A 25,123-nucleotide genomic window follows, 5' to 3' on the forward strand; every position below is an offset into this window, starting at 1 on the left:
CAGAGTGTTAGGGACCTAAGCAGATTTCGCCGTGCTTGAACTACTGTAAAGCACAGCGAAATCTGTAGTGTCAGAATGAAGAATTAACCTTTGGCCCTTGCTGCTTTTTTCAGCGCCTTTTTCTTGGCTGCTGTTTTAGGTTTTTTCTGTTTAGTCGGCGCTTTGGCTTCTTTGTGTTTAGGGCGCATACCTTCAATAAAGCGACGCTTTAACGGCTGCTCTGTATAACGCTCTACTTTCCCTACTACGCCAATATCATGAGCTTCCACTAACGAAATGGCAGTACCTTTTTTACCAGCGCGGCCGGTACGGCCAATACGGTGTACATAGACATCGGCAGTACGCGGCATATCGTAGTTAATTACATGAGTGATATCGTCGATATCCAGACCACGGGCTGCTATGTCGGTCGCCACCAGAATACGCACCTGGTTGTTACTGAAGCGGGCTAAAGCCAACTGACGTTTGTCCTGCGCCATTTCGCCCTGCAACCAGCAGCATTTTAAACCTGCTGCTTCAAGCTGGCCTGTTAGGGTGGCTAAACGCTCACGGGTCTTCACAAAGACGATGACTTTGCTGACATCTTCTTGTTTCAGAATATGAATCAGCAGCGCTAGCTTATGTTCGGCATCGTCAGCTGCGTGCATCCACTGCAGAATTTTGGCTTTTTCACGACGTGGCGGCGTAGCTTCAACCAGCACTGGCTCACGTAAAGCGCGCTCTGAAAACTTGTTGACGCCATTACCATCCAAAGTAGCGGAAAACAGCATGGTCTGACGACGACGTTTAGCTTCCAGAATAATGCGGTTCATTTCACCGACAAAACCCATATCCAGCATACGGTCGGCTTCGTCGAGGATCAGTACTTCCACTTCGTCGGCATGGAAACTTTCGTTATCCAGATACTCAATTAAACGACCTGGTGTCGCCACTAGAATATCGTTGTTTTTTTCTAAAGTTTCTTTATGGCTACCGTAGTTGATACCGCCAGTAATTACACCAGCGTGCAGGTCGGTCAGCATAATCAGCTGTTGCACCTGTTCAAAAATCTGATAGGCCAGCTCACGGGTCGGCGTCATGATCAAGACACGGGCAAAACCCGGGTCACGGCGCGGAAAATCCAGCAGGTACTGAATAGCTGGCAATAAAAACGCTAGTGTTTTGCCTGTGCCCGTAGGCGCACTGGCCAGTATGTCGCGGCCTTCCAAAGCCACAGGAATAGCCAGTTTCTGAATGCTGGTCGCTTCTTTAAAACCAGCTTTACTCAGGGTTTTTTCTAAGCTTTCATCCAGTTGAAACTCAGCAAAGGTCATTTTTTCCTGTGCAGTGTTAATTTCGCTCACGCTGTTAGTACCTTCTATTAGATCACATTAAATAAGATGATGTTCTGTACTGACACACAAAACAGCTTCTTATACACTGCCACTCTTTTGACCTTAGTAAGTAAGGACAGTGGTGAGCGGCTTTCGGTGTAAAGAGTTTTTTGTTGGCCACGACCGCTGTGCGATGAAAGTCGGCACGGACGCCTTCCTGTTGGGCGCCTGGGCAACTTTACCCAAGGCTGGCACAGCACTGGATATAGGCGCAGGCAGTGGCATTTTGTCTCTGATGCTGGCGCAGCGAATGCAAAAATCAGGGCTGAACCCATTGGTATATGCAGTCGAGCTGGACCAGGATGCGGCCTTACAGGCACAGGATAATGTAGCGGCCAGTCGTTGGGCAGCACAAATCCACGTCATTCAGGCCGATATTCTAACCTATGCAGCGACGGATAACCAACCAGAGCATGGATTTGAGCTGATTATCAGCAATCCACCTTATTTTCAGCAGAGTTTAGCCGCTTCAGATCCGAAGCGGCACCAGGCCCGCCATACCGATAGCTTGGCTTTTACTGATTTGGCCTTTGTTGCCAAAAAGCTTGCTACAGCTGATGCACATTTTTGTTTAGTGTTGCCTGCTGAAGCAGATTTTATCTCTGTAGCAGAACAGGCAGGCTGGGCTTTGCAACGACGTTGTTTGGTGAGAACTACAGCAGATAAAAAGGCTAAATTGCAGCTGCTTGAATTTAGTACCAGTGCCGTATCCTGCCAGGTTGAGCAGACAGAACTCTTGATCCAGCAAAGCCCGGGCCATTACAGTGAAGCTTACCAGACTTTGCTGGCAGATTTTTACCTGAGGTTTTAAGCCATGTCCGCTGCTTGTCCTTTTAGCCCCAAAGAGTTGCGTCAGTGGCTATTGCAACAGCAAGGCTTGCTCAAGCCAGCCCAGGGAAAATCTGCTGTAGCTGAGGTGTTACAGCAAATTAGTTATGTACAGCTTGATTCGATCTACGTAGTGGAACGAGCCCACCATCATGTGCTCTACAACAGAGTGAAAAACTATCAGCCGTCCATGTTGGATAAAGCGCTGGAGCAAAAACAAAGTTTTGAATACTGGTCACATGCCGCGGCATTTTTACCCGCCGAAGATTATCGCTTTAGTTTGCAGCGTAAGCTGTTGCTGCAAAACGGCAACAACCACTGGTTTAACCCCGAGCAACAACTGATGAACGAAGTACTGGCGCGGGTGGCAGCCGAAGGGCCACTGAAAGCCAGTGACTTTGTCACTGATTCAATCAAGTCAGGCCAAAAAAATGGGGCCTGGTGGGACTGGCAACCGGCCAAGCAGGCACTGGAGCAGTTGTTTATGCAAGGCAAGCTAATGGTGGCCAAAAGAGATAAATTCCAGAAGGTCTATGATCTGGCAGAACGGGTTTGGCCTGATCATGGCGCGCAGGTGCCGCCTACAGAGGCCGAGTTTGCCGATTATTTAATAGATAGTTGTCTACGAAGTCAGGCTGTGGCCACAGTACAGCAGATAGGTTATTTGCGGAAAAATATGCAAGCCGTTCTGAAGAGCCAATTACAACAGCAACTGGAGCAGGGCAGGCTGCAGAGTTTTATGTTGAATGGGAAAGTCTGGTATTACAGGCCCCAGTTAGTGCTTACTGACAAATTAGCCGCAAAAGTGCCGAATAAAGTCTGGTTGCTGTCGCCTTTTGATAACTTAGTGATCCAGCGTGACCGATTAAAGCAGCTGTTTAACTTTGATTACCAGATTGAAGTTTATGTACCAGCGGCCAAGCGCCAGATTGGCTATTACAGCTTGCCCATCTTGTATAAAGACCTGTTTATCGGCCAGGTGGATGTCAAAGCTGACAGAGCCAGCAAAACCTTATTGCTGCAGCATTTAGTGCTGGATGAGCAGATAAAACTGACGGACGCATTAAAAGCGGCTTTGACCAAAGCTGTAGTTGGCTATGCCCGTTTTAATAGCTGCGAAAGCTGGCAACTGGTAAAAACCAGTGCCAGAAACCGTGACTGGTTTATGTGTTAAAGCTTAGTTCGGTAAACATAGGTCGCTAGCGGATGCTGTTGTCTCTGAAGCTCAAGTACAAATAGCTGAGCAACTCTCGAAGCCCCTTGCACCGACAAATGGGTGTTATCGGTTTTTCCATCAGGAAACTTCTGATACAAGCCAGCAGGCACCTGAATAAAATACGGCTGACTGCCAGCAGGGCCTAAGTCTTGCCATAAATCACAGCTTTGCTGCTGCAAATCAAAGAAGTCGATCTGAGCTAATTCGGCTTGCTGTTTGGCCTGAGCTGCATAAGCGGCTAAATCCCGCTCTAAAGTGTTACCTTTAAAATTCCGTCTGCAGATAGAACTAGCAAGTAGTGGAATTGCAGCTTTGGCTTTGACCTCGCGGATAAACTGCTGCAGCAGCTCCGGGTAACGCGTATTCACTTCAGCGTATCGTTTCGGGTCGTCTTGCTTTTGATCGTTATGACCAAATTGGATCAGCACATAATCACCAGCTTGTAATTCATCGAGCAGCATTTGCCAGCGGCCTTCGTTTAAAAAGCGTAAGGTGCTGCGGCCATTGGCTGCTAAGTTAATCACTTGCAATTGTGGCAACAGAAAGTCAGGCAGTAACTGGCCCCAACCGCGCTCCGGATAGGCCAGATTGGTTTTATCCGACATAGTGGAATCGCCCACCAGATAGAGTCTGGCTGGCGGAGTATGGGTTTTGGCTTTTAACCAGCTGCGGATTGTTTTTAACAGCTGTTCTGGTTGCCACTGGCCCTGATAAACCCAATCAGCGCTTATGCCTGGAGTACCTTTGGGCCAATTGTTTTGCAACCAGCCGTAATTGGCACCGCTGGAACCGTCAAAGTAGCTGCGTTCACCCCATAAGTTAGCTCTGTCGCGGCTGGGTTCATCCGGATAGGTTTTGCGGAATATCGGCTGGTCTGCCATCAGGGGGGAGTAGTTATTATTCTTTAGGTAAAACTGAGCATCATAATGACGGCGGCCGAGTAAAAACCCCTGAATACCAGAGAAACCAGAGTCTGTGACCACTAACTTCGCATTTTTGTCCAGTTCGCCATCATGCCAGAGTGACGCTGATGTGGCCTGGCTATAAAACTGACTCTGGGTGATCCAGGCTGTGCCGCGTGGACAGACATAATCGACATGGCCTTCAAAGTAACAGTTGCTATGGTAATACAGGCCTTGCTTGTGCCACAGGCTCAAGCTGTCGGCGCCACCTGCAATGACACGACATTGGTCGGTGATAATGCGACTGGCCTGCTCAAAACCCCGAATAGCAAACTGATGGTCATGATCGCCATGCAAAGCGCCGTAGCTGTTAAATACGGTTAAATCTAACAGCACTATATCTGAGGCTTTGATATTCACCACAGCAGAACCCCAGTCATCCGGTTGCTGTTTTAAATGGTTTTTACGAAGTTCGGCGAATTCAATAGTGGTACTGGCTTTGCCGCTACCCGCCAGCACTACTTTGTCGCGTGTCAGATAGAGTTTTTCTTTATAAATACCTGGGCCAATTTCAATTAAGGCCCATTGCTTGGTGGCGGGTAAAGCATCCAGCGCCTGCTGCACAGAGCGAAAAGGCGCTGAGCCATCTAAAGCAACCTGCAAGCGCAGTGGTTGCTCACTGGCATGCAGGTTCAGGCATAAAACGCTGAGCGCCAGTGCGCTCAGCAGTTTGAATAGAGCTGTCATAGCTTTAGTCTTTTAATAGCTGAGACATTTGCACACCAGCCATAATAAAAGGCCCTGTGCCCTTGCTGTCGTTGCGGTAGATAGGTTCACTCATGTAATAGTGATAGCTGCCATCACGGCCAGCACCTAAACCTGCAACTTGTACCATGTTGGTCAGGCTGACACTGCCATCCGGATGCACCAGCACAAATTCATTGAGCAGGCCTTGCCAGGCTTTTTTACTAATATCCAGATACTGCTCTTTCGGTAAATAGCCTTTATTGATGGCTTTGGCATAAAAATACACGAACATGCTGCTGCCGCTCGACTCCAGATAGTTACCACGTTCACCGGCTTTATCCATAATATGGTACCAAACGCCTGTTTCAGCATCCTGAAACCTTGCTAAATCAGCGGCCAGCTCAGTCACCATAGTCAGCAACGGCTGACGTAATTCGGTGTTATCCGCTGGTATATAATCCAGCACGTCCACCAGCGCCATACTCAGCCAACCCACAGCTCGGCCCCAGAAGTAAGCGGAACGACCTGTTTCTTTATCGGCCCAGTCCATTTGTTTGGATTCATCCCAGGCATGGAAATACAGGCCGGTTTTGTCGTCACGCAACTGCTCACGGGTGACTTCAAACTCGTGCACCACCTGCTCCAAGCTGGCGCCTTGTTCAAACAGACTGCTGTAATAGGCCAAAAACGGCATGCCCATATAAACTCCATCTAACCACAACTGATGCGGGTAAATTTTTTTATGCCAGAAAGCGCCATTTGAGGTTTTGGGGTGATGTTTTAATTGTTCGCGCAAGGCTTGAACAGCCAGTTGGTATTTAGGCTCTTTGGTTTGTTCAAATACGCGCAGTAGTACGTTGCCACTATTGATGCTATCGATATTGAATTTGCTGGCGTTATAGCTGTGAATGCTGCCGTCTTCGGTGACAAAGGTATCTGCCATTTTACTGACAACGGCCTGATAGGCCGGATCTGCGGCGTATTTATTTAAATCATCAAAAGCCTGCACCAATAAGCCTGTGGTGTATTCAAAGCTGACAGGTCGGTCACGCTCGGTATCCCACCCCCCCCAATAGTATTGGCCTGCCTGACGATTTAGATCGGAGTTGGCTAATTGTCGGGTCCAGTATAAAGCCCGTTCGCTGGTCAGAGGCTGATTGACTTGTGTGTTGGTGAATTCTGTTTTTAATCTTAAGCGTGGGGTTAAAGTTAAACGTTCCACTTCCTGCTGCAAATATTCTACAAACTGCTGTTCGTTGCTGATGCCATTCAGTTCATGTTGCCAGGCACCTAACAGGTAGTAGTCCAGATACTGGCCTGACACACTCATTACGGCCACGTGGTTATGTTCGTCTGTGGTTAACTCTTTGAGCTTGCCGCGTTTAAATAAAATCGCCATGCCCAAATTGGCGCCATCCAGACTTTGTTTGCCATAAGTAGCGAGGTAAGTATAGGTATGGCCACTACTTTCCAGCGTGCCTGTTAACAACTTAGTATCTGGAAGTTTTACTATGCCAAGCGCCAGATTATCCAGTGGCTGGCTTAAAGTCAGGCGATTTTGCAGCAAACGGCTGCCCGCTGTCATCGACAAATGTGCTCTGATATCCAGAGTTTTCCCGGCAATTTGCCAGTTTTTATAGTCTATGGTTAAAGCTGAATACAAAGGCCCATTTTCGATAATATTAACAGTATGACCGTCTAACTTGGAGACTCGCTCTACTTGACTGCCGTCCCAATAGCCAAAACCACCGGCACCCACAGCTTTACCAACTTTAAGCACGTCCATGCCCCAGTCCGCTGGTTCGTGGTAAGACTGGTAACCGTCTACCCCTATTTGATCTAATACTGGTTTACCTGTTTTATTGCCAAAAATATCAAAGCCATTACGCCAGTCGAGATAAATTCGGTACGCTACTTTATCGGATTCAATACCGGGGCCTTCGTAACGAATAAATTCACTGTGATCTGTGTACTGAGGTGGAGGTGTCAGACTACTGACATTCTCAAAATGACCACCCACATATTTTTTCTCTTGCCACTGTCCGCCGGTTTTTTGCGAAATTTCGGCTTGCGTTTGTTTCGGCAGCTCTGTGGCTGTGCCTGCCGTGATCTGCAGTGCTAAGGTTTCACCTGCATTCAGAGTAGGGCTGATGAGTAAGGTATCTTTTTGACCATCGGCATTAAGGTCAATCCACTGTGATGGCGTTTGGCCTTTTGGACCTGTGGCAATAAAAGCTGAATTCTGTACCGAGCTTTCGGTTAAACCTAAATCTGCAGCAGAAACATAGATGGCCTCTTGCACTCTGGCGAAATCAGAAGGGTTATGAATGCTTAAGCTGGCGACAGCTGTGGTGGTGGCTGGCTGAGCAAGCACTGCCTGTTGTTCCGGTGCTGGTGCTGGTTGGCCACAGGCGGCTAAAAAACTTAAGCTGAGGCTGGAGAGCAGCAGTGGGTTTTTAAAGATCGAAGTCACGGCTAATACCTGTTGAAAAAGTAAAAAAAATCGTGACTTGCAGTGCGGCACCGCAAGTCACACCAAAGGCGCCTTCTCAGGCTAAGCTATGAGAGAAATTAAAATTTGTATTGAGCACCTAAGTAGTATTGGCGACCTGTTTCATGGTAGTAAGTCAGACGATTACCCGCTGAATCTACCCATTGATCATCTACTTCGTCAGTCAGGTTTAAAGCTTCAAAGCTGACTTTCCAGTTGTCGTTTAATGCATAGGAAACAGATGCATCGACGTTAGTTGTGGCGTTAGTGCCTTCCATATCGTTGTTGTCGCGGCCTATAGCTGTCGTCAGGTATTTACCACGTTTTGCCATGGAGACACGGGCGTTTAAATCCTCATGTTCGTAATAAATAGTGGCGGCAGAAGTGTTTTTAGATAAACCATTTAAATCACGGGTTGCCTGCACTACACCGGCAGCGCTGATATAGTCCATCTGTGCATCGACATAAGTGTAGTTGCCAATAAAACCAAATCTGTTCCAGAACTCTGGCAAGAAGGTGAAAGGCAACTGATAGCTGACTTCCATCCCTTTTAAATCACCACCAGGGCCATTCAGTGGTGTAGTGACTTGCCAGTCTACATTTTCATTACAATCTGCATTGTAACCGGGGCCTGCGGTACAGGCGTCGATAGCGGCCTGGATAGGTAAACCTGTTTCAGTAAAAGCTTTGGTTTCTCGTAAGGTTTGTACGTGACTATCGATATCTTTAAAGAAAAACGCCACACCTAGCATCGACTCATCAGAGAAGTAAAACTCAAAACCTAAGTCATAGGTTTGAGCTTTAGTGGGTTCAAGTTGCGGATTACCGCCACCTACAGTACGACTGCCACCTGATGCAGAAACAGAGACGTTAGGACGAATAGCGGCCAGACCGGCGCGAGCCATCACTTCTGCCGCACCAAAACGTATAATCACATCGTCCCATGGCTCTAATGCCAGGTTCAGTGAAGGTAATACTTCGTTATAATCATGATCAGCTGTTATTTGTGTTGGCGTAGCAGCAAAGGTAGCCCAGGCTGTAGAGCTTTGCTCAGTTTTAACATGACGCACACCTATATTGCCTCTTAATGGCATATTCACAATATCTGTATCAAAACTTAAGTGCAGGTAAGAACCTAAACTTTTTTCGTTTGCTGAATAGTTATCAGTACGACGGAAGTCTGGACTGACGGTAAAAACACCAGTGTTACTATAGATATTGTATTGCGCATCAATAGCTGCAAAATCAGGTACTAACCAAACAGGCTGAGTGCCTAACCCAGAGTTATATTGCATCAGTAGATCCGGCGTATAAACAATACCTGCTCCCAATTCATTTTGACGACGGGCTTCATAAGTTTCAAAACTAAAGTCTTTGTAATGCAAACCTGCTTTTAACGTCATATTGTCGGTGAGCAGATAGGCGAAATTTACTTCTGCAGTATCAAAGGTATTTTCAGCCCCAAGTGGCCGTAACCTTACGCTATTGGAAGTCCAGCCATTAGGTTCAAACACGCCTGCGTCAAAAGTCAGCAATGGATCCTGGCGTTTTTCACCACGATAGTCATAAGAGAAATCGACCCCCCGTTTTTCTGCTACAAGCGTAGTTTGCACCGGGTTATCAAACTCGGAGCTTGCTGTGCCTATCATGGCATCCATACTCAGATTATCGGTTAAATGCTGTTTTAGGGACAGATTGTATTGCAGAAATTCAGTGCCGAGTTCATCAAAACGGTTTTCAGCACGAATTGTGGCATTTTTAAAACTACCATAGGTCATGGTGTTGGTATCATCGATAAAATAATCTACGACATCCATGACGTATGTGCCGCTTGCTGGAGCACTGTTTGATGCTGCTGCACCGCCATTTAAAATACCCTGTAAAAAAACTTCATTACGGGTCGCATCTGTTTTGGCATACAAAATATCTAAATCAATTTTGGTATCTTCATTTGGTCTGAACTGAAAAGATGAACTTAAGCCTAAACGATCCAGATCGTGGGTGTAGGAGTCATAACGTGGTAAACGTGGACGGAATGCATTATTGATTTCAGTTAATTCAGGCGCAGTCGCATTGCCCTGATAAAAACCAAAGTCATTGACACTGTTCCAGCGTACTGTACTGGCACCCTGATCTTTGATCTGACGTTCAGAATAAGAAGCGGAAAATAAAGCGCCAATTTTACCGTCGGCAAAAATGTTACTGACTAAAAATGAAGTTTTAGGATCGGTTTTTTCTGATAAGTCGTTGTAGCCCATCTGGCCTGAGGCTGCGAAAGTAAAACCGTCGTAGTCAAAAGGCTGAGCTGCTCTTAAATCAACAGTGGCACCTAAAGAGCCTTCTTCGACGTCAGCTGATGCGGTTTTACGAACAGTCAAAGAGCTGAATAAGTCTGAAGAGAAGGTGTTGAAGTCAAAACCACGGCCACGGTTGGCGCCGCCAATCTGGTCTGTACCACCACTGGTGGATACTGCTTCCATACCGTTTATACGAACACGGGTAAATTCAGGGCCTAAGCCCCTAACTGAAATTTGTCGGCCTTCACCTGCTGCACGAGAAATAGCAATACCAGGAATACGCTGTAAAGATTCGGCTAGGTTTAAGTCCGGAAAGTCGGCAATATCTTCAGCCAGAATGGCATCGATGGCACCATCGGACTGGCGTTTTTGATTTAAAGCATTGGATAACGAATCGCGGAAACTACCTTTTACCTCGATCACTTCGATTCTTTCTTCTGCTTGCTTAGTTTCAGTTGTTTCTTGTGCTGATACAGAAAATAGTGAAGTACAACCTGCGATAGCTAGAGCTAAGGCAACTTTATTCGGGTGAAATGGCGTGTTGGTTTTGGCCATGATCTCTACCTCGTCCTGTCTGGTTCAAAGCGTTCAGCCAGTACATGCCAGCTGTTTTTTTAATAATGGAAGGCGCTTTGTGCGACTCCCTGTTGATTTTGTCTACCGGTGGCAAAAAGTGCTTGCAATTTTGTGCCACCGATGGCAAAAAGCTAACACCAAGCTTAGATCACTGTCAAACGTCGCACAAAAAAAAATCAGTCCTGTCATTGGGTTTTAGTTGGTTCTGATGGTTAAGTTGTTGTTTTGTATTGATAATATTGCATGTTTTTACGCTTGTTAAAATAGATTTTGTTCCAGATATGGAATTAATTCAGATCGGACTGATTTTCAGCTGTATTTTAGCTATCCGGTCTAGGGTGACAGAGGCGATAACAGTGCATAACCAAAGTGTCCTGTTCCGGGCAAAAAGAGGAGGCAAGCATGTCGGCTTTATTTTCGTTAAAAGGGCAAAAGGCTTTAGTCACAGGTGCAAGCCGTGGCCTGGGTAAAGCTATTGCGGTGGCATTGGCAGAAGCTGGTGCTTGTGTCCTTTGTTGCAGTTCCACATTAGAAGGGGCCAGCGCCACAGCAAGTCTGATCCGGGCTAAAGGGGGGGAGGCTGCTGTACTGGCTGCAGACTTAGCGGATATGGAACAGGTTCGTGCTCTGGCAGACAGTGCTTTGGCATTGGGTGAAGTACATATTCTGGTGAACTGTGGTGGTACTATTTTCCGGGCACCTGCTGTGGATTACCCGATGGAAGAGTGGCAGAAGGTGATGCGGGTGAATCTGGATTCGGCATTTTTGCTCAGTCAGTTGCTTGGCGCTGAAATGCTTAAACGTGGCCAGGGCAAAATTATCAACATTGCTTCTATGTTGTCCTACAGCGGTGGAATTACCGTGCCGGCTTACACTGCCAGTAAACATGCCATTACAGGCTTGACCAAAGCTTTGGCGAACGAATGGGCCGCTTCAGGTTTAAATATCAATGCGATAGCACCTGGCTATTTCCGAACGGACAACACTTTCGCCTTACAGCAAGATCAGGTTCGCAATCAGGCTATTCTGGCGCGGATCCCATCCGGACGCTGGGGAGAACCTGAAGATTTAGCAGGTGCTGCTGTGTTTTTAGCGAGCAGCGCCAGTAATTATGTCAATGGCCATGTACTGGCTGTGGATGGAGGCTGGCTGGCCCGATAAGGCTAATTAACGCCAGTGTTTGCAGGAGAATAAAATGAACGTAATTTTTGAGAACCGTTTTGCTACAGCGCCCTTGGATGTCAAACACTACGACACCGACAAGCTGCGACAGAATTTTCTGATCGATAACCTGATGCAGGCCGATCAACTGGTGTTGTGTTACACCCACTACGAACGTCTGATTGTTGGCAGTGCTGTGCCTGTTCAGGCTCCCGTGCTGTTGCAAACAGTGGACGCGCTGAAAGCCGAGTTTTTTCTGCAACGCCGTGAACTGGGTGTGATTAATGTTGGTGGCACTGGTTTTGTTGAAGTCGATGGCAACAAATACGAGCTGGCGAACAAAGAGGCCTTGTATGTCGGTATGGGCTGTAAAAACGTCAGTTTCCATAGTTTGAACAGCGAAACTCCGGCTAAATTCTATTTGAATTCCACTCCTGCACATCACGCTTATCCAGTACAGCATGTGCGGATGGCCGATTGTAAAAAACTGGAGATGGGCGCTTTAGCCACCAGTAACGAGCGCATTATTTATCAGTTGATGATTAAAGACGTAGTGCAAAGCTGTCAGTTGCAAATGGGCTTAACAGTACTGAGTCAGGGAAGTGTCTGGAACACCATGCCTGCGCATCAGCATGACAGACGGATGGAAGCCTATTTCTATTTTGATCTGACCCCAGGCCAGGCTGTGTGCCACTTTATGGGCGAGCCAACAGAAACCCGTCATTTGTGGATGGGCAATGAGCAAGCTGTGGTCTCTCCACCCTGGTCTATTCACAGTGGTGTGGGCACAGGCAGCTACGCCTTTATCTGGGGTATGGCTGGTGAAAATCTGGATTATCACGATATGGATAAATTTGGCCCTGACCAATTGAGATAAGGACCACGAAGCCCTGGGGAGGGCTTCGTTTATCAGTAATAGCTTAGTAAAACAGGGCTGCAATCACTGCAACAGACAGTGTGCCCTTCGACAGCGCCAGCCGTACGAGCGCTGACTTATAAAAGACATCCCCTAAGTAATTGGAGTTGCAGGGAGGCGACGAGGGCTTGAGTCCCCAACATACATAGTGTCCTATGTGATTGGGGCGAGAGAACTTCGTCAACAAAGCTGCAGCTTCTAGTACGACGGGGAAAGCAACAGGTAGGTTAGACGATGAACATTTCTACACTGCGCAGCATCTTGCTGTGCTGCGGTTTGGCGACTCTGCTATTCAATACAGGCTGTCAGCGTCAGCAAGAGCAGATCACCTTGCGCATGGGCCATTCACTGGACCAGGAGCATGTAGTCCACAAAGCTATGGTTTATATGGCAGAACGGCTGGAATACTACTCCAAAGGCCAAATGCATATTCAGATTTACAGTGGTGGGCAGCTTGGTTCGGAACGTGAGCTGATTGAATTGTTGCAGATTGGCAGCCTGGCTTTGACGAAAGTGTCGGCCAGCCCACTGGAAGGTTTTGTGCCTAAGATGCAAGTATTCAGTGTGCCTTATGTGTTCAGAGACAGTGCGCATTTATGGGCTGTACTGAACGGTCCAATAGGCCAGGATTTACTCCATTCGATGCAAAACGCCCGTTTGCATGGTTTAGGGTATTACGATGCGGGTAGCCGCAGTTTTTATACCACCAACAAAGCTGTGCATCAGCCTTCTGATTTAAAAGGTTTAAAGTTTCGGGTGCCCAACAGTCAGACCGCAGTGCAGATGGTACAAACCTTAGGAGGCGCTGCGACCCCAGTCGACTGGGGCGAGCTCTACACTGCCTTACAGCAAGGGGTAGTGGATGGTGCTGAAAACAATCCGCCTAGTTTTTATTTATCCCGTCATTACGAATTATCCAAATACTACAGTCTGGACGAACACACTTCAGTGCCGGACGTGATTTTAATCAGTTTACCTGTCTGGAAAAGCCTGAATACTCAGCAGCAAGGCTGGGTGCAACAAGCCATGAATGATTCAGTGCGTTATCAGCGCGATTTATGGCAAGAGGCCAGTGATGATGCTTTAGCGAAAGTCAAAGCTGCTGGTGTGGAAGTGATTTATCCGGACAAAGCCTCCTTTGTCGCAGCAGTACAGCCACTGCATCAATCGCTGCAGGGCACTGCTGTGGGCGATTTGATGGCTGAAATTGCGTTAGTTCAGGCTGAAACCACCGGAGGGTCTAATGACTAAATTAGTACTGTTCGTCGATTGGATGTTAAAGCGCTGTCTAATGCTGTTAATGGCCAGCATAGTATTGGTGGTGTGCTGGCAGGTGTTATCCCGTTTTGTGCTGACCAATCCCAGTTCAATGACAGAAGAAATTGCCCGTTGTTTATTGTTATGGATTGCCATGTTGGGTGCAGCTTACGCCTATCGTACCGGACAGCATTTGGGCCTTGATATTGTCACCAGCCGAATGCCGCCTTTGTGGCAGCACCGTATTGCTTTTGTACTAACCGCCGCTGTAGTGGTTTTTGCGTCCATTGTGATGGTATGGGGCGGCGGTGAACTAGTGTGGTTAACCTACGAGTTAAATCAAATGTCGGCAGCTTTAGGCATTCGTATCGCCTGGATTTATCTGGTCTTGCCTTTAGCCGGGCTATTGATCGCTTTTTATGGGGTATGTCAGCTGCGTTGTCTGGCGGCTAAAATTCAATTGGTCCCGGCAGAGGAGGCTGAATAATGGAATGGTCTGTACTTGTTTTAATCTCTGTGTTTTTTACCTTGTTGTTATTGAATGTACCTATTTCCTTTTGTATTGGTTTAGCCACTTTATGCACCATGTTGCTGTCGATGGATTTGCTGCCTGCTGTTATCACTCTGGCGCAGAGAATGGCGGGTGGCCTGAATAGTTTTGCCTTGCTGGCTATTCCATTTTTTGTATTATCAGGACTCTTAATGGGGCGGGGCGGTATCGCCAAACGATTGATTGAAGCCGCTATGGCTTTGGTCGGCAGCTTGCCAGGTGGCCTGGCATTGGTGAATGTGTTGTCTTGTATGTTGTTTGGCGCTATTTCAGGCTCAGCTGTTGCCGCAACTTCGGCTATAGGCAGCTTTATGGTGCCTGAGATGAAAAAGCAGGGCTATGATGTGAACTACAGTGCTGCTGTCACTGCGGCTGCTGCAACCACAGGTATGCTGATCCCACCAAGCAATATAATGATCGTTTACGCCATCGCCAGTGGTGGAGTGTCTATTGCCGCTTTATTTGTCGCCGGCTATTTGCCGGGAATTTTGTTGGGTACTGCTTTAATGCTGGTCTGTGCAGGCTATGCCAAAATGAAAGGTTATCCACTGGCGGCCCGCTTGCCTTTGTCTTTAACCTGCAAAAAGCTGGCTGCTGCAGTTCCCAGTTTGTTGATGATAGTGCTGGTGATAGGCGGCATTATCAGTGGTGCTTTTACTGCAACAGAAGCTGGTGCAATAGCAGTGGTTTATTCGTTTATTCTTGCGGTTTGTGTGTATCGTGAGGTAAAAGTTAAAGAGCTGCCTGCTATTTTGCTTAAATCGGCAGAGACTACTGCCATAGTGATGGCGCTCATTGCTACTTCTGCCGCCATGTCCTGGATTTTATCCTACGAGAATATCCCACAAACTGTCAGTCAAGGCTTATTAACCTTGAGCGAAAATCCACTGCTGATTTTGCTACTCATTAATATCATTCTGTTGGTGGTGGGGGCTTTTATGGATATGACACCCGCAGTGCTGATTTTCACGCCTATCTTCCTGCCTGTAGCGGTGGAGCTTGGCATGAGTCCGTTACATTTTGGCATTATGCTGATTTTGAATTTATCTATTGGTTTAGTTTCACCTCCTGTTGGCAGTGTGTTGTTTGTCGCTTGCGCTGTGGCCAAAACCAAACTGGAAGCTTTGATCAAACCGCTGCTGCCTATGTATCTGGCTATGGTGGCGGTGTTATTGCTGGTCACTTATGTGCCAGCGATCAGTGAATTTTTGCCTAATTTGTTTGGGCTTTAGGAGCTGTCATGACCAGTTATTTGATCCCAAATCTTGCCAATGCCTGCCGCATGATGGAGTTAGTGGCGGCATCAGGTTCTGGTTTAACTTTATCCCAGTTGGAACAACAACTGGCGGTACCTCGAACCAGTGCTTTTCGTATTTTACAAACGCTTTGCCAGCAGCAAATGTTATACAAAGAAGGCAAAAAGTACCGGGTGGGTAGCAGTTTATACAAGATGGGGCTGGACTTGCTGCAGCATCATCACCTGCATCAGCTCGCTGTGCCTGTGCTGCACAAGCTCACAATCAGCACCGGGCTCACCAGCCATCTGGCATTACCAAGGCCCGATGGGGCTTTGATAGCTGAAGTTTGTGATAGTCCCAATCCCAGCCATCTGGCGGCCAGGCCAGGCTTTTTGGCTGATTTGCATTGCTCTGCTGGTGGTAAAGTGTTTTTGGCATTTAATTACTTCGACCAATTAGCAACTTTGCCAGGTTTACAGCATATGAGTGCAAGAACACCGCAAAGTATTACCGATCTAGCCCGCTTGCGAGTAGAATTGCATAGCGTTTTAGGTCGGGGTTATGCGCTGGACGATCAAGAGTATCAAGCCAATATCAGATGCATTGCTGTGCCTATCCGAAACGCTCAGGGTACTGTGGTTGCTGCTGTTGGAGTCACGGGGTTAAGTAGTATTTTGTGCAAACAACGTTTGCCGCTTGTGGTTGCTGCCGTAAAACAAGCGGCTATCGATATTAGTCTGGCGTGCTACAGGCCTGCTTTATTGGCTAATGATAAATAACAGGATAAGTGGATGATACAAAAAAGTTCGACCATTAACGATGTGGCCCGTCTGGCTGGCGTGTCCAAGCGCACTGTGTCGCGGGTAATCAATGGCTCTATGAGTGTGGGTGACAGCACCAGAGTCCGGGTCGAAAAAATTATCGCTGAACTGAATTATTCGCCAAACACACAAGCGCGAGGTCTAGCCTCCAGCCGTTCTTATTTATTGGGTTTAATCTACGACAACCCTGATGCCTTGTATTTGGATGATGTACAACGGGGTGTGTTGGAGATTTGCTCCAGATTGGGCTACGAGTTGGTGGTGCACCCTTGTCGCTATCGTAGCGAGACGCTGGTGCAGGACTGCCTGAATTTTATTAATAGGTCAAAACTTGATGGCGTTATTGTTCTGCCGCCGGTTTCTGAACTGGAGTCTCTGGCTGAAGCCTTGAAAGATGCAGGACGACCTTATGTGCGGCTAACCTCTGTGGCTATTGATGAAGCCAAACATATAGTGGTATCTGACGATCGCTCTGCTGCGGCAGAAATGGCGCGTTATTTTGCTCAGTTGGGTCATCAGGATATAGCTTTTATCAGTGGCCCTCAGCGTTATAAATCCTCTACGGAACGGATGGAAGGCTTTAAATTGGGTTTGTCAGCTTATGGTATAGCCCTCAAAGCTGAACGTATTATGGAAGGTAATAATACCTATGAGACAGGCATTGAATGTGCCCGCAGCCTGCTGAGTCAAAGTCCTTTACCTACAGCAATTTTCGCCAATAACGATCAGATGGCCGCAGGTGTACTAAAAGTAGCGCATCAAATGGGTATAGCTATTCCAGAGCTGCTATCTGTTGCTGGTTTTGATGATAACTTGCTGGCATCCAGAGTGATTCCGGCGTTGACTACGATAAGACGGCCTGTACGACAAATGGCGCAGTTAGCGACCACCAAAATGATTATGGTGATTGAGCAAAACGACAAAGCCGCACAACAAGTCGCAGCGAAAGTTGCTCCCACTTTGGTTGTAAGGGAATCCACAGCCAAGGTTTCTGTCAGTCTGCCTTCATAAGCTTGATTGAATTTATATTTTTTTAGTTTTCCCAGTCAGTAAAATAGAGTAATGTGGTTTTATTAGAAAAAATGAAACCATCTGTTGACTGGGATGGCACTGATGTTAATTTTTGCAGTATTTATCAAATTGTTAAGCAGTAAAAAGTCCAGAGTAGTTTTCACTGTACTTTTGCTACAGCTTTTTTCAACTCTGCCTTTTTCCGCAACTGCTGCTACCGCTGCTTTGACGGATTATTTTCGTGAAAGCTGGAACACCCGCCAAGGCTTGCCTCATAACACTATTAACAGTATCAGTCAGACTCCAGACGGTTATCTTTGGTTTGCGACCTGGGAAGGTGTAGCCAGATACAATGGCCGTGAATTTAAAGTCTTTGGCCGTGAACAGCAAACCGGCTTGCCTGATTCTGGTATCCGCGCTTTGCATCTGGATCCGAAAGGGCGTTTACTGGTGGGCGGATCCCGCGGTGGTTTGGCGCTATTGCAAGATCAACAATGGCGGCCTGTGGATGCCGTGTCTGCTCTGGTTAATGAAGTCCGCGGAGATGCAAAGGGTCAGTTGTGGGTTGGCACAGAAGGTGGCGGTTTGTTTTGTCTGCACCCCGATGGTTCTCGCCAGCAATGGACCCGGCATCATGGCTTACCCAGTAATACGTTATACAGTCTGTTGCATGACGATCAGGATGGGCTTTGGCTGGGAACTGCTGAAGGTTTAGCCTATTTGCAACAGGGGAAAGTACAGACAGTAGCGAATAGCCCCAAACTTCCTGTCTTTGCATTGGCTTATTACCAGGATCAGCTTTATTTAGGAACTGAACGGGGTTTGTATCAACAGCAGGGAGAGGACTTTGTTTTAGTGCGACCTGAACTGCATCAAACTGCTATTTCCAGATTATTAGTGGACCATCAGGGCGATTTATGGATAGGGACAATAGAGGAAGGTGTATTTCGTCTGAGTAATTATGGCTTAGAGCAACTGAGTGCCCGGCATGGTATGCCGAATAACAGAGTCCTGGCGATTTATCAGGACAGTGAACATAGCATCTGGTTGGGCACCAACGGTGGGCTGTTTCGTTTACGTGATGCGCCTTTTACTACTTTAAGTGCAGAACATGGTCTACCCGATAATTTCGTGCGCACAGTGTTACAGCATTCGGATGGCACTATCTGGATTGGTACTGCAAGGGGAGTGGCAAGGTACAAAGATGGACAACTGCTCACGGCCAATCATCTGCTGACGGACCAGTCGGTGTTAAGTCTGGCTGAAACGCCACAAGGGGATGTGCTGATTGGAACCTACTCATCCGGTGTATTTCACTACAGTCAGGGGAAAGTGGCAAAGCTACTGGACCGTAATTCAGGTTTATTATCCAACGAAGTCAGGGCCATTTTAGCCTTATCCGAAGCCGATATTTGGTTGGGTACTGCGCAAGGACTGAATCATTATCAAGATAACAAACTAAGTAGTTACACCACGCGAGATGGTTTGCCTGCAGATTTTGTAATAGCGCTACACAAAACAGCAGATGTGCTATGGATTGGTACTGGTGCGGGCGTAACCCGGCTGGTGAATGACCAGTTTGAGGCTTTAGTGTTAACTCAGCTCGATCAGGCTGAATACGCTTTTGATTTTTATGAACAACCAGAAAAAAATTTGCTTTGGCTTGCCACAGACCGAGGTTTGGTACGTTACAGATTGGGTAGCGGTGAGTTGTCTTTGATTGGGCGCAAAGCTGGTATGCCATTCGACAAAATTTTTCAGGTTCAGCCTGATTCGCATGGCAATTTTTGGCTCAGCAGCAACAGGGGTATTTTGCGGATTGATCAGTTGGAAGCCAATGCGGTAGCTGATGGCACTTTGGCTGCAATTCCCTTTGAGTTGTTTGGTGAAAGTGACGGTATGCTGAGTGCCCAGGCGAATGGTGGTTCTAACCCGGCTGCTATAATGGCCAATGATGGTGTTTTATGGTTTGCCACTGCTTCAGGTATCAGCAGAGTGCAGCCCAGCCGTTTAACCACATTTTCAGATGCCATACCTCCTGTGGTTCTGGAAGAGTTACTGGTCAATGGTGTGGAGAAAACAATTAGTGGGAGTATCGATTTACCACCGGACAGCGACAGAGTCGAGTTGCATTTTGCTGGTTTAGGTTATGTCATGCCCGAGCGTATCCAGTACAGAAGTCGCTTGGTTGGCTTCGATGAAAATTGGCTGAACAAAGGGAAGCAAAACTTCGCTGAATATACCAACCTGGCACCGGGAAGCTATGAATTTCTGGTGCAAGCGGCCAACTCTGGCGGCCAATGGAGTGAAGCGGCGCGTATTGAACTGATTAAGCATCCGCATTGGTGGCAAACCCGTAATTTTCAGTGGCTAAGCGCAATATCTTTGATGGCGCTTCTGTCGATACTGGGGTACTGGCGTGTGTCAAGCCTGCGCCATTCAGAGCAGCGTTTAAAGCTTCAGGTTGCGGAAAAAACTGCAGAGTTGCAGCAAAAAGCCAATAGTTTGCAGGCCGCAGACCAAGAAAAATCAACATTATTGGCTCAGTTACACCAACAAACCCTGGCTTTGGCATTACAAGCCAGACAGGATGGTTTGACAGGTCTTGCCAATCGCCGTGCTTTTGATGAAGTATTAATCAAAGAATTCAGTCGTTCTCAGCGACTGAAACACCCTTTGGTGCTGGCTTTCATCGACATAGATCACTTTAAAAAAATCAATGATACCTGGTCGCATCATGCTGGAGATTTAGCTTTAGTCGCCATTGCAGAAAAAATTCGCCAGCATTCCCGCTCTGTGGACTGCGCTGCACGCTGGGGTGGGGAAGAATTTGCACTTTTGATGCCCTCTACCAGTCTTGAGCAGGCGCATATGGTGTGCGAGCGTTTAAGACTCGAGATTATGGCGTTGGAATGGCAGGATATAGCGGATGACATCAGCATTACTGTTAGTATCGGCCTTGCGATCAGTGATGAGTTATCTGACGCTAAACAATTGCTGTTTTTAGCGGACCAGGCCTTATACCAGGCCAAACAACAAGGTCGAAATCAGGTCTGCGCAGCCTGAGTTGTATTCAATTCTCTGTGGTTGTGATTTCAATAATGGAATCTTTTTTCTGAAGTTCTCTGACCAGTTGCCATCGGTGGCAAAATTTTTTGTCTATCTATTGCTACCGGTGGCAAATGCGTTATTATGCTTTTTAAATAAGCATAAAGCAGAAGATAAGCCATAGCTTTATGCAGAAAAAGGGAAAACTCATGCTGATACCTGATCTGAAAAAACGTTTTTTACTCAAAGCTTGTGCTGCTTCTGCGGTACTACAACCTTTGCTAAGTTTTAAAGTGACGGCTGCTGCGGCTAAAGTTGTGGATCCTGTTTGGGCTGTGGCTGAACAAATACTGCGGGATATAAAGCTTACATCCTTTCCACAGCGCGATTTTGTCATCACTGCCTTTGGTGCCAAACAAAATCAGCGGTGTGATAAGGCCATAGCGCAAGCTATAGCGGCTTGTCATCAAGCCGGTGGTGGTCGTGTGGTGGTGCCTGAAGGGGTCTGGTCCACTGGTCCTGTGCATTTAAAATCCAATGTGAATTTACATCTGCAAAAAAATGCAGTCTTGTCCTTTGTTACAGACCCACAAGCTTATTTACCTGCAGTATTTACCCGCTGGGAAGGCGTGGAGCTGATGGGGTTTTCTCCGCTCATTTATGCGTATCAGCAACAGAATATAGCGGTGACAGGTGAAGGTATTCTGGAAGGTAATGCCAGTGGTGACAATTGGTGGCCCTGGAAAGGGGTATGGAAACATACGCCATGGAAGCTGGATCCGGCAACAGATCAAAAACCGAGCCGTGATCAACTATTTGCTATGGCCGAAGCTGGTGTGCCAGTCGAAAAACGTGTTCTGGACAACAACAGATTAAGACCCCCTTTTATTCAGCCCTATGGCTGTGAAAGGGTATTGATTGAAGGCGTCACTATCCGCAACTCGCCGTTTTGGTTGATCAACCCTGTACTGTGTAAAGATGTGGTGATCCGTGGTGTGAACTGTGTCAGTTTTGGCCCAAATTCTGATGGTTGCGACCCTGAATCCTGTCAGCGTGTTTTGATTGAAAACTGCTTGTTTGATACAGGGGATGACTGCATCGCCTTGAAATCTGGCCGCAATGCGGAAGGCCGCCGTTTAGCCACTCCTATACAGCAAGTGGTTATTCAGGATTGTCTGATGAAATCCGGTCACGGCGGTGTAGTGATCGGCAGTGAAATCTCGGGTGGCGCTAAGCAAATTTTTGCCCGCCGTTGCCGCATGAGCAGCCCAAATCTGGAGCGCGGTTTACGTATTAAAACCAACTCAGTACGCGGCGGTTTAATTGAACAAATTGCGGTAGATGATATTGAGATTGGTGAAGTCAAAGACGCCATTGTGATCAATTTCTATTACGAAGAAGGCGATGCGGGCAACTTTTTACCTGAAGTCAAAGATCTGAAAATCAGTAACTTCAGAGTGAAAAAAGCCCAACGTGCTTTTGAAATTCGTGGCTTACCCCGTGCTGGTATCAGCGGCATTCAGATGACAGATGTCAGTTTTGAGCAAGCAAGCTTAGGTGTTTTAGAGCATAGCAGTGGTTTTAAACTGGAAAACGTCAGTCTGAACGGTAAAGCACTCACTGCAGCTCTGTTAAAGCAGAGCAGCTAGTGTTTTTTTAGATTGATTTTGCCACCGATAGACAAGTTATGTAGCAGGTAAAAAATGACAGAGCAAACAAAAGGTTGTAGCCCACATATTGCCGATCCGGCTGCCATTCAGTTGAGCCTGTTGCAGGTGCATCCGCGCGACAATGTGCTGGTCGTATTGCAACCTTTGGCGTCAGGCCAGTCATTAATTGCACCCTGGCACGAAGTACAGGCAAAAGAGGATATTCAGCCAGGCCATAAAGTAGCACTGAAGCTGATAAAACAGGGCGAAGCAGTCATCAAATATGGCTACGCCATAGGCGTCGCGCAGCAGGATATTCCGGCTGGTAGCTGGGTGCATTCACATAACCTGAAAACCTTATTGTCTGATCAGATTGAGTACCAGTATCAGGGCTGTGCGGCTGACGATTTAGCCTTCCCAACCGAATTACCAAGCCATTTTATGGGTTATCGCCGTGCCAATGGCAGGGTCGGTACCCGCAACGAGCTATGGATCTTAAATACAGTAGGCTGTGTTAACCGCGCAGCAATGAAAATAGCCGAGAAAGCCAATCAACAATTTGCTGGTTTAACAGATGGTGTTTTTGCTTACACCCATCCTTTTGGCTGTTCTCAGTTAGGTGATGATTTAAACCATACCCGCGCTGTATTGGCTGGCCTGATGCAAAACCCCAATGCCGGCGCTGTGCTGGTGCTGGGTTTGGGCTGTGAAAATAATCAGCTGGCGGCTTTGCTTAAAGCTTGCCCTGAACTGGATCAAAGCCGTTTACGCTCTTTTAATGCCCAGCAAGTGGAAGATGAATTAGATCAAGGTTTGGAGGCAGCAGCAGAACTTATTCAACTGATGCAGCAAGATCAACGTACAGCCTGTCCTGTGTCTGATTTAGTGGTAGGTATGAAATGTGGCGGCTCTGATGGTTTAAGTGGTTTAACGGCCAATCCGCTGGTGGGCCGTATTGCCGATTTAGTCTGTGCAGCTGGCGGCAAAGTGGTGCTGACTGAAACTCCTGAGATGTTTGGCGCTGAACAAGTGCTGATGAGCCGTGCTGTCAACGAAACCGTGTTTTCCGACATAGTCACTTTGGTCAACGACTTTAAGCAGTACTTTATCGATAACAAACAGCCTGTGTATGAAAACCCAAGCCCTGGCAACAAAGCAGGTGGCTTGACCACTCTGGAAGAAAAGTCCTTAGGCGCTATTCAAAAAGGCGGCTCAGCCAAAGTGACCCAAGTGATCCCTTATGGTGCTTTGGTGCAACAGCAGGGCTTAACTTTGCTGCAAGGACCTGGCAATGATGCGGTGTCGTCTACGGCCTTAGCCGCCAGCGGCGCGACCATGCTGCTGTTTACCACAGGCCGGGGCACCCCGCTTGGTTTCCCTGTCCCTACAGTAAAAATTTCGTCCAACAGCGATTTAGCCAGACGCAAACCGCAGTGGATAGATTTTGACGCCGGCGCTTTGTTGCAACAAGGCCAGAATGCTCAGGATTTTTCCTACCAGTTTTTCCGAGAGCTAATAGATATCGCCTCCGGCAAACGCACTCAAAACGAATTATCAGACAACAAAGAAATCGCCATTTGGAAAAATGGCGTGACCCTGTAAGGAATTTATATGGCCAATTTTAAAGCTTTAGTACTTGATCAAGACCGATTATTTCCGGCCGATCCAACAGTTCGCGCCATAGCCAGACGTTTATATGCCGGTATTAAGGACTTACCTATTGTCAGCCCGCATGGTCATACAGACCCAAGCTGGTTTGCCAGCAATGCCAATTTCGACAATGCCACCAGCTTGCTGTTGCTGCCGGATCACTATGTATTCCGCATGCTGTACAGCCAGGGCATTTCACTGGAGTCTTTGGGTATTCGCACTAAAGACGGCACGCCGGTTGAAACGGATTACCGCAAAATTTTCCATACCTTTGCCCAAAATTATCATTTGTTCCGTGGCACGCCATCCCGTATTTGGCTGGACAGCGTATTCCATGACGTCTTTGGTTTAGAGTATGGATTAAGTTCGGAAACAGCCGATTTGTACTACGACAGTATCAATGAGCAGCTAGTCAAACCTGAATTTAAACCCCGCGCTTTGCTGGATAAATTTAATATCGAATTGATTGCCACCACCGAAGGTGCGGTGAATTCGCTGAAACATCATGCGGCGTTAAAAGGTACAGGCTACGAAAAACGCGTGATCACCACCTTCAGACCAGATGATGTGATAGATGCTGACCGTGCTGATTTCCTGAGTAATATCAAAAAACTGGCCGAACAAACCGGTCAGGATACGCATAGCTGGCAAGGTTATTTGCAGGCCTTGCGTATTCGTCGCCAGTTTTTCCGCGACCATGGTGCTACTGCCACCGATCACGGTCATCCCACAGCGAAAACGGCCAATTTATCGGCAGATGAAGCCAGTAAACTATTTCAGCTTTGTTTATCCGGTAAGGCCAGTAAAGAGCAAACCGAGCTATTCCGTGGCCAGATGCTGACGGAAATGGCCGGGATGAGCATTGAAGATGGTATGACAATGCAAATTCACCCTGGTGCCTTTCGTAACCATAACCCGTCGATTTTCGAACGTTTTGGTGCAGACAAAGGCGCGGATATTCCAAGCCCGACTGAATTTGTCAGTAACTTAAAACCTTTGCTGGATAAATACGGCAACAATGCCGCTTTGAAAATCATTCTGTTTACCCTGGATGAAACCACTTATGCCCGTGAACTGGCGCCTTTGGCTGGTCATTATCCGTCATTAAAACTGGGTCCTGCCTGGTGGTTCCATGACAGTCCTGAAGGTATGTTGCGCTTCCGTCATCAGGTGACTGAAACCGCAGGATTCTACAACACAGTAGGTTTTAACGACGATACCAGAGCTTTCTTGTCTATTCCGGCCCGCCATGATGTGGCGCGTCGTATTGACTGCCGCTTTTTAGCTGGCTTGGTGGCTGAACATCGCTTAAACGAAGACGAAGCCCATGAACTGGCGCAGCAGCTGACCTATCAGCTGGTGAAACAAGCCTATCAGCTGGATTAAAGGACA

Annotated in this window: 17 protein-coding genes; 13 read left to right on the plus strand and 4 right to left on the minus strand. The window is 47.3% G+C overall.

Annotated elements, in window-relative coordinates; genetic code table 11:
- Positions 1-83: 83 nt before the first annotated feature.
- Positions 84-1,343: an ATP-dependent RNA helicase SrmB gene (gene srmB, locus EMM73_RS08405; protein WP_261373361.1), complete on the minus strand. Its 1,260-nt coding sequence runs from the start codon at positions 1,341-1,343 to the stop codon at positions 84-86.
- Between the two features lie 112 nt (positions 1,344-1,455).
- Here srmB and EMM73_RS08410 point away from each other — a divergent pair, with 112 nt between their 5' ends.
- Together EMM73_RS08410 and EMM73_RS08415 are read left to right on the plus strand one after the other, a co-directional pair.
- Complete coding sequence (locus tag EMM73_RS08410; protein WP_261373362.1) at positions 1,456-2,184, plus strand: tRNA1(Val) (adenine(37)-N6)-methyltransferase; 729 nt, start codon at positions 1,456-1,458, stop codon at positions 2,182-2,184.
- Between the two features lie 3 nt (positions 2,185-2,187).
- Positions 2,188-3,375, plus strand: coding sequence for a winged helix-turn-helix domain-containing protein (locus EMM73_RS08415; RefSeq protein WP_127685997.1), 1,188 nt, complete (start codon positions 2,188-2,190; stop codon positions 3,373-3,375).
- On the opposite strand, the gene EMM73_RS20190 is transcribed toward EMM73_RS08415, so the two are convergent.
- The 3 genes from EMM73_RS20190 to EMM73_RS08435 all read right to left on the minus strand — a co-directional run bounded on the left by EMM73_RS20190 (position 3,372) and on the right by EMM73_RS08435 (position 10,409).
- The gene (locus EMM73_RS20190) at positions 3,372-5,066 is read right to left on the minus strand and encodes a pectinesterase family protein (protein WP_222422633.1); all 1,695 of its coding nucleotides are present in this window, start codon (positions 5,064-5,066) and stop codon (positions 3,372-3,374) included. The genes EMM73_RS08415 and EMM73_RS20190 overlap by 4 nt on opposite strands.
- A gap of 4 nt (positions 5,067-5,070) precedes the next feature.
- Positions 5,071-7,539, minus strand: a complete 2,469-nt coding sequence (locus EMM73_RS08430; RefSeq protein ID WP_127685998.1) for a glycoside hydrolase family 88 protein — start codon at positions 7,537-7,539, stop codon at positions 5,071-5,073.
- Between the two features lie 98 nt (positions 7,540-7,637).
- Positions 7,638-10,409, minus strand: a complete 2,772-nt coding sequence (locus EMM73_RS08435; protein ID WP_127685999.1) for a TonB-dependent receptor — start codon at positions 10,407-10,409, stop codon at positions 7,638-7,640.
- Between the two features lie 423 nt (positions 10,410-10,832).
- On the opposite strand from EMM73_RS08435, the gene EMM73_RS08440 reads away from it, so the two are divergent.
- The 11 genes from EMM73_RS08440 (at position 10,833) to uxaC (ending at position 25,117) form a co-directional block, all read left to right on the plus strand.
- A complete protein-coding gene (locus EMM73_RS08440) occupies positions 10,833-11,591 on the plus strand; it encodes an SDR family oxidoreductase (RefSeq protein ID WP_127686000.1) in 759 nt (252 codons plus the stop codon).
- A 34-nt stretch (positions 11,592-11,625) separates the two neighbouring features.
- Positions 11,626-12,468 carry a 5-dehydro-4-deoxy-D-glucuronate isomerase gene (gene kduI / locus EMM73_RS08445; RefSeq protein ID WP_127686001.1) on the plus strand — a complete coding sequence of 281 codons (843 nt, stop codon included), beginning with the start codon at positions 11,626-11,628 and terminating at the stop codon, positions 12,466-12,468.
- A gap of 273 nt (positions 12,469-12,741) precedes the next feature.
- On the plus strand, positions 12,742-13,758 hold the full coding sequence (locus EMM73_RS08450) for a TRAP transporter substrate-binding protein (protein ID WP_127686002.1): 1,017 nt from the start codon (positions 12,742-12,744) through the stop codon (positions 13,756-13,758).
- Positions 13,751-14,251: a TRAP transporter small permease gene (locus tag EMM73_RS08455; RefSeq protein ID WP_127686003.1), complete on the plus strand. Its 501-nt coding sequence runs from the start codon at positions 13,751-13,753 to the stop codon at positions 14,249-14,251. Before EMM73_RS08450 ends, EMM73_RS08455 begins: the two co-directional genes overlap by 8 nt.
- Positions 14,251-15,546, plus strand: coding sequence for a TRAP transporter large permease (locus EMM73_RS08460; protein WP_127686004.1), 1,296 nt, complete (start codon positions 14,251-14,253; stop codon positions 15,544-15,546). Before EMM73_RS08455 ends, EMM73_RS08460 begins: the two co-directional genes overlap by 1 nt.
- Before the next feature lie 8 nt (positions 15,547-15,554).
- Complete coding sequence (locus EMM73_RS08465) at positions 15,555-16,331, plus strand: IclR family transcriptional regulator (RefSeq protein ID WP_127686005.1); 777 nt, start codon at positions 15,555-15,557, stop codon at positions 16,329-16,331.
- Between the two features lie 12 nt (positions 16,332-16,343).
- Positions 16,344-17,384 carry a LacI family DNA-binding transcriptional regulator gene (locus EMM73_RS08470; RefSeq protein WP_127686006.1) on the plus strand — a complete coding sequence of 347 codons (1,041 nt, stop codon included), beginning with the start codon at positions 16,344-16,346 and terminating at the stop codon, positions 17,382-17,384.
- Positions 17,385-17,486: 102 nt separating this feature from the next.
- Complete coding sequence (locus EMM73_RS08475; RefSeq protein ID WP_186435166.1) at positions 17,487-20,450, plus strand: ligand-binding sensor domain-containing diguanylate cyclase; 2,964 nt, start codon at positions 17,487-17,489, stop codon at positions 20,448-20,450.
- Between the two features lie 191 nt (positions 20,451-20,641).
- Positions 20,642-22,081: a glycoside hydrolase family 28 protein gene (locus EMM73_RS08480; protein WP_186435167.1), complete on the plus strand. Its 1,440-nt coding sequence runs from the start codon at positions 20,642-20,644 to the stop codon at positions 22,079-22,081.
- A 54-nt stretch (positions 22,082-22,135) separates the two neighbouring features.
- The gene (locus tag EMM73_RS08485; protein ID WP_127686008.1) at positions 22,136-23,683 is read left to right on the plus strand and encodes a UxaA family hydrolase; all 1,548 of its coding nucleotides are present in this window, start codon (positions 22,136-22,138) and stop codon (positions 23,681-23,683) included.
- A 9-nt stretch (positions 23,684-23,692) separates the two neighbouring features.
- The gene (gene uxaC / locus EMM73_RS08490) at positions 23,693-25,117 is read left to right on the plus strand and encodes a glucuronate isomerase (RefSeq protein ID WP_127686009.1); all 1,425 of its coding nucleotides are present in this window, start codon (positions 23,693-23,695) and stop codon (positions 25,115-25,117) included.
- Positions 25,118-25,123 lie beyond the last annotated feature (6 nt).

The sequence above is a fragment of the Rheinheimera sediminis genome, assembly GCF_004005375.1.
Taxonomy (GTDB): Bacteria; Pseudomonadota; Gammaproteobacteria; order Enterobacterales; family Alteromonadaceae; genus Pararheinheimera.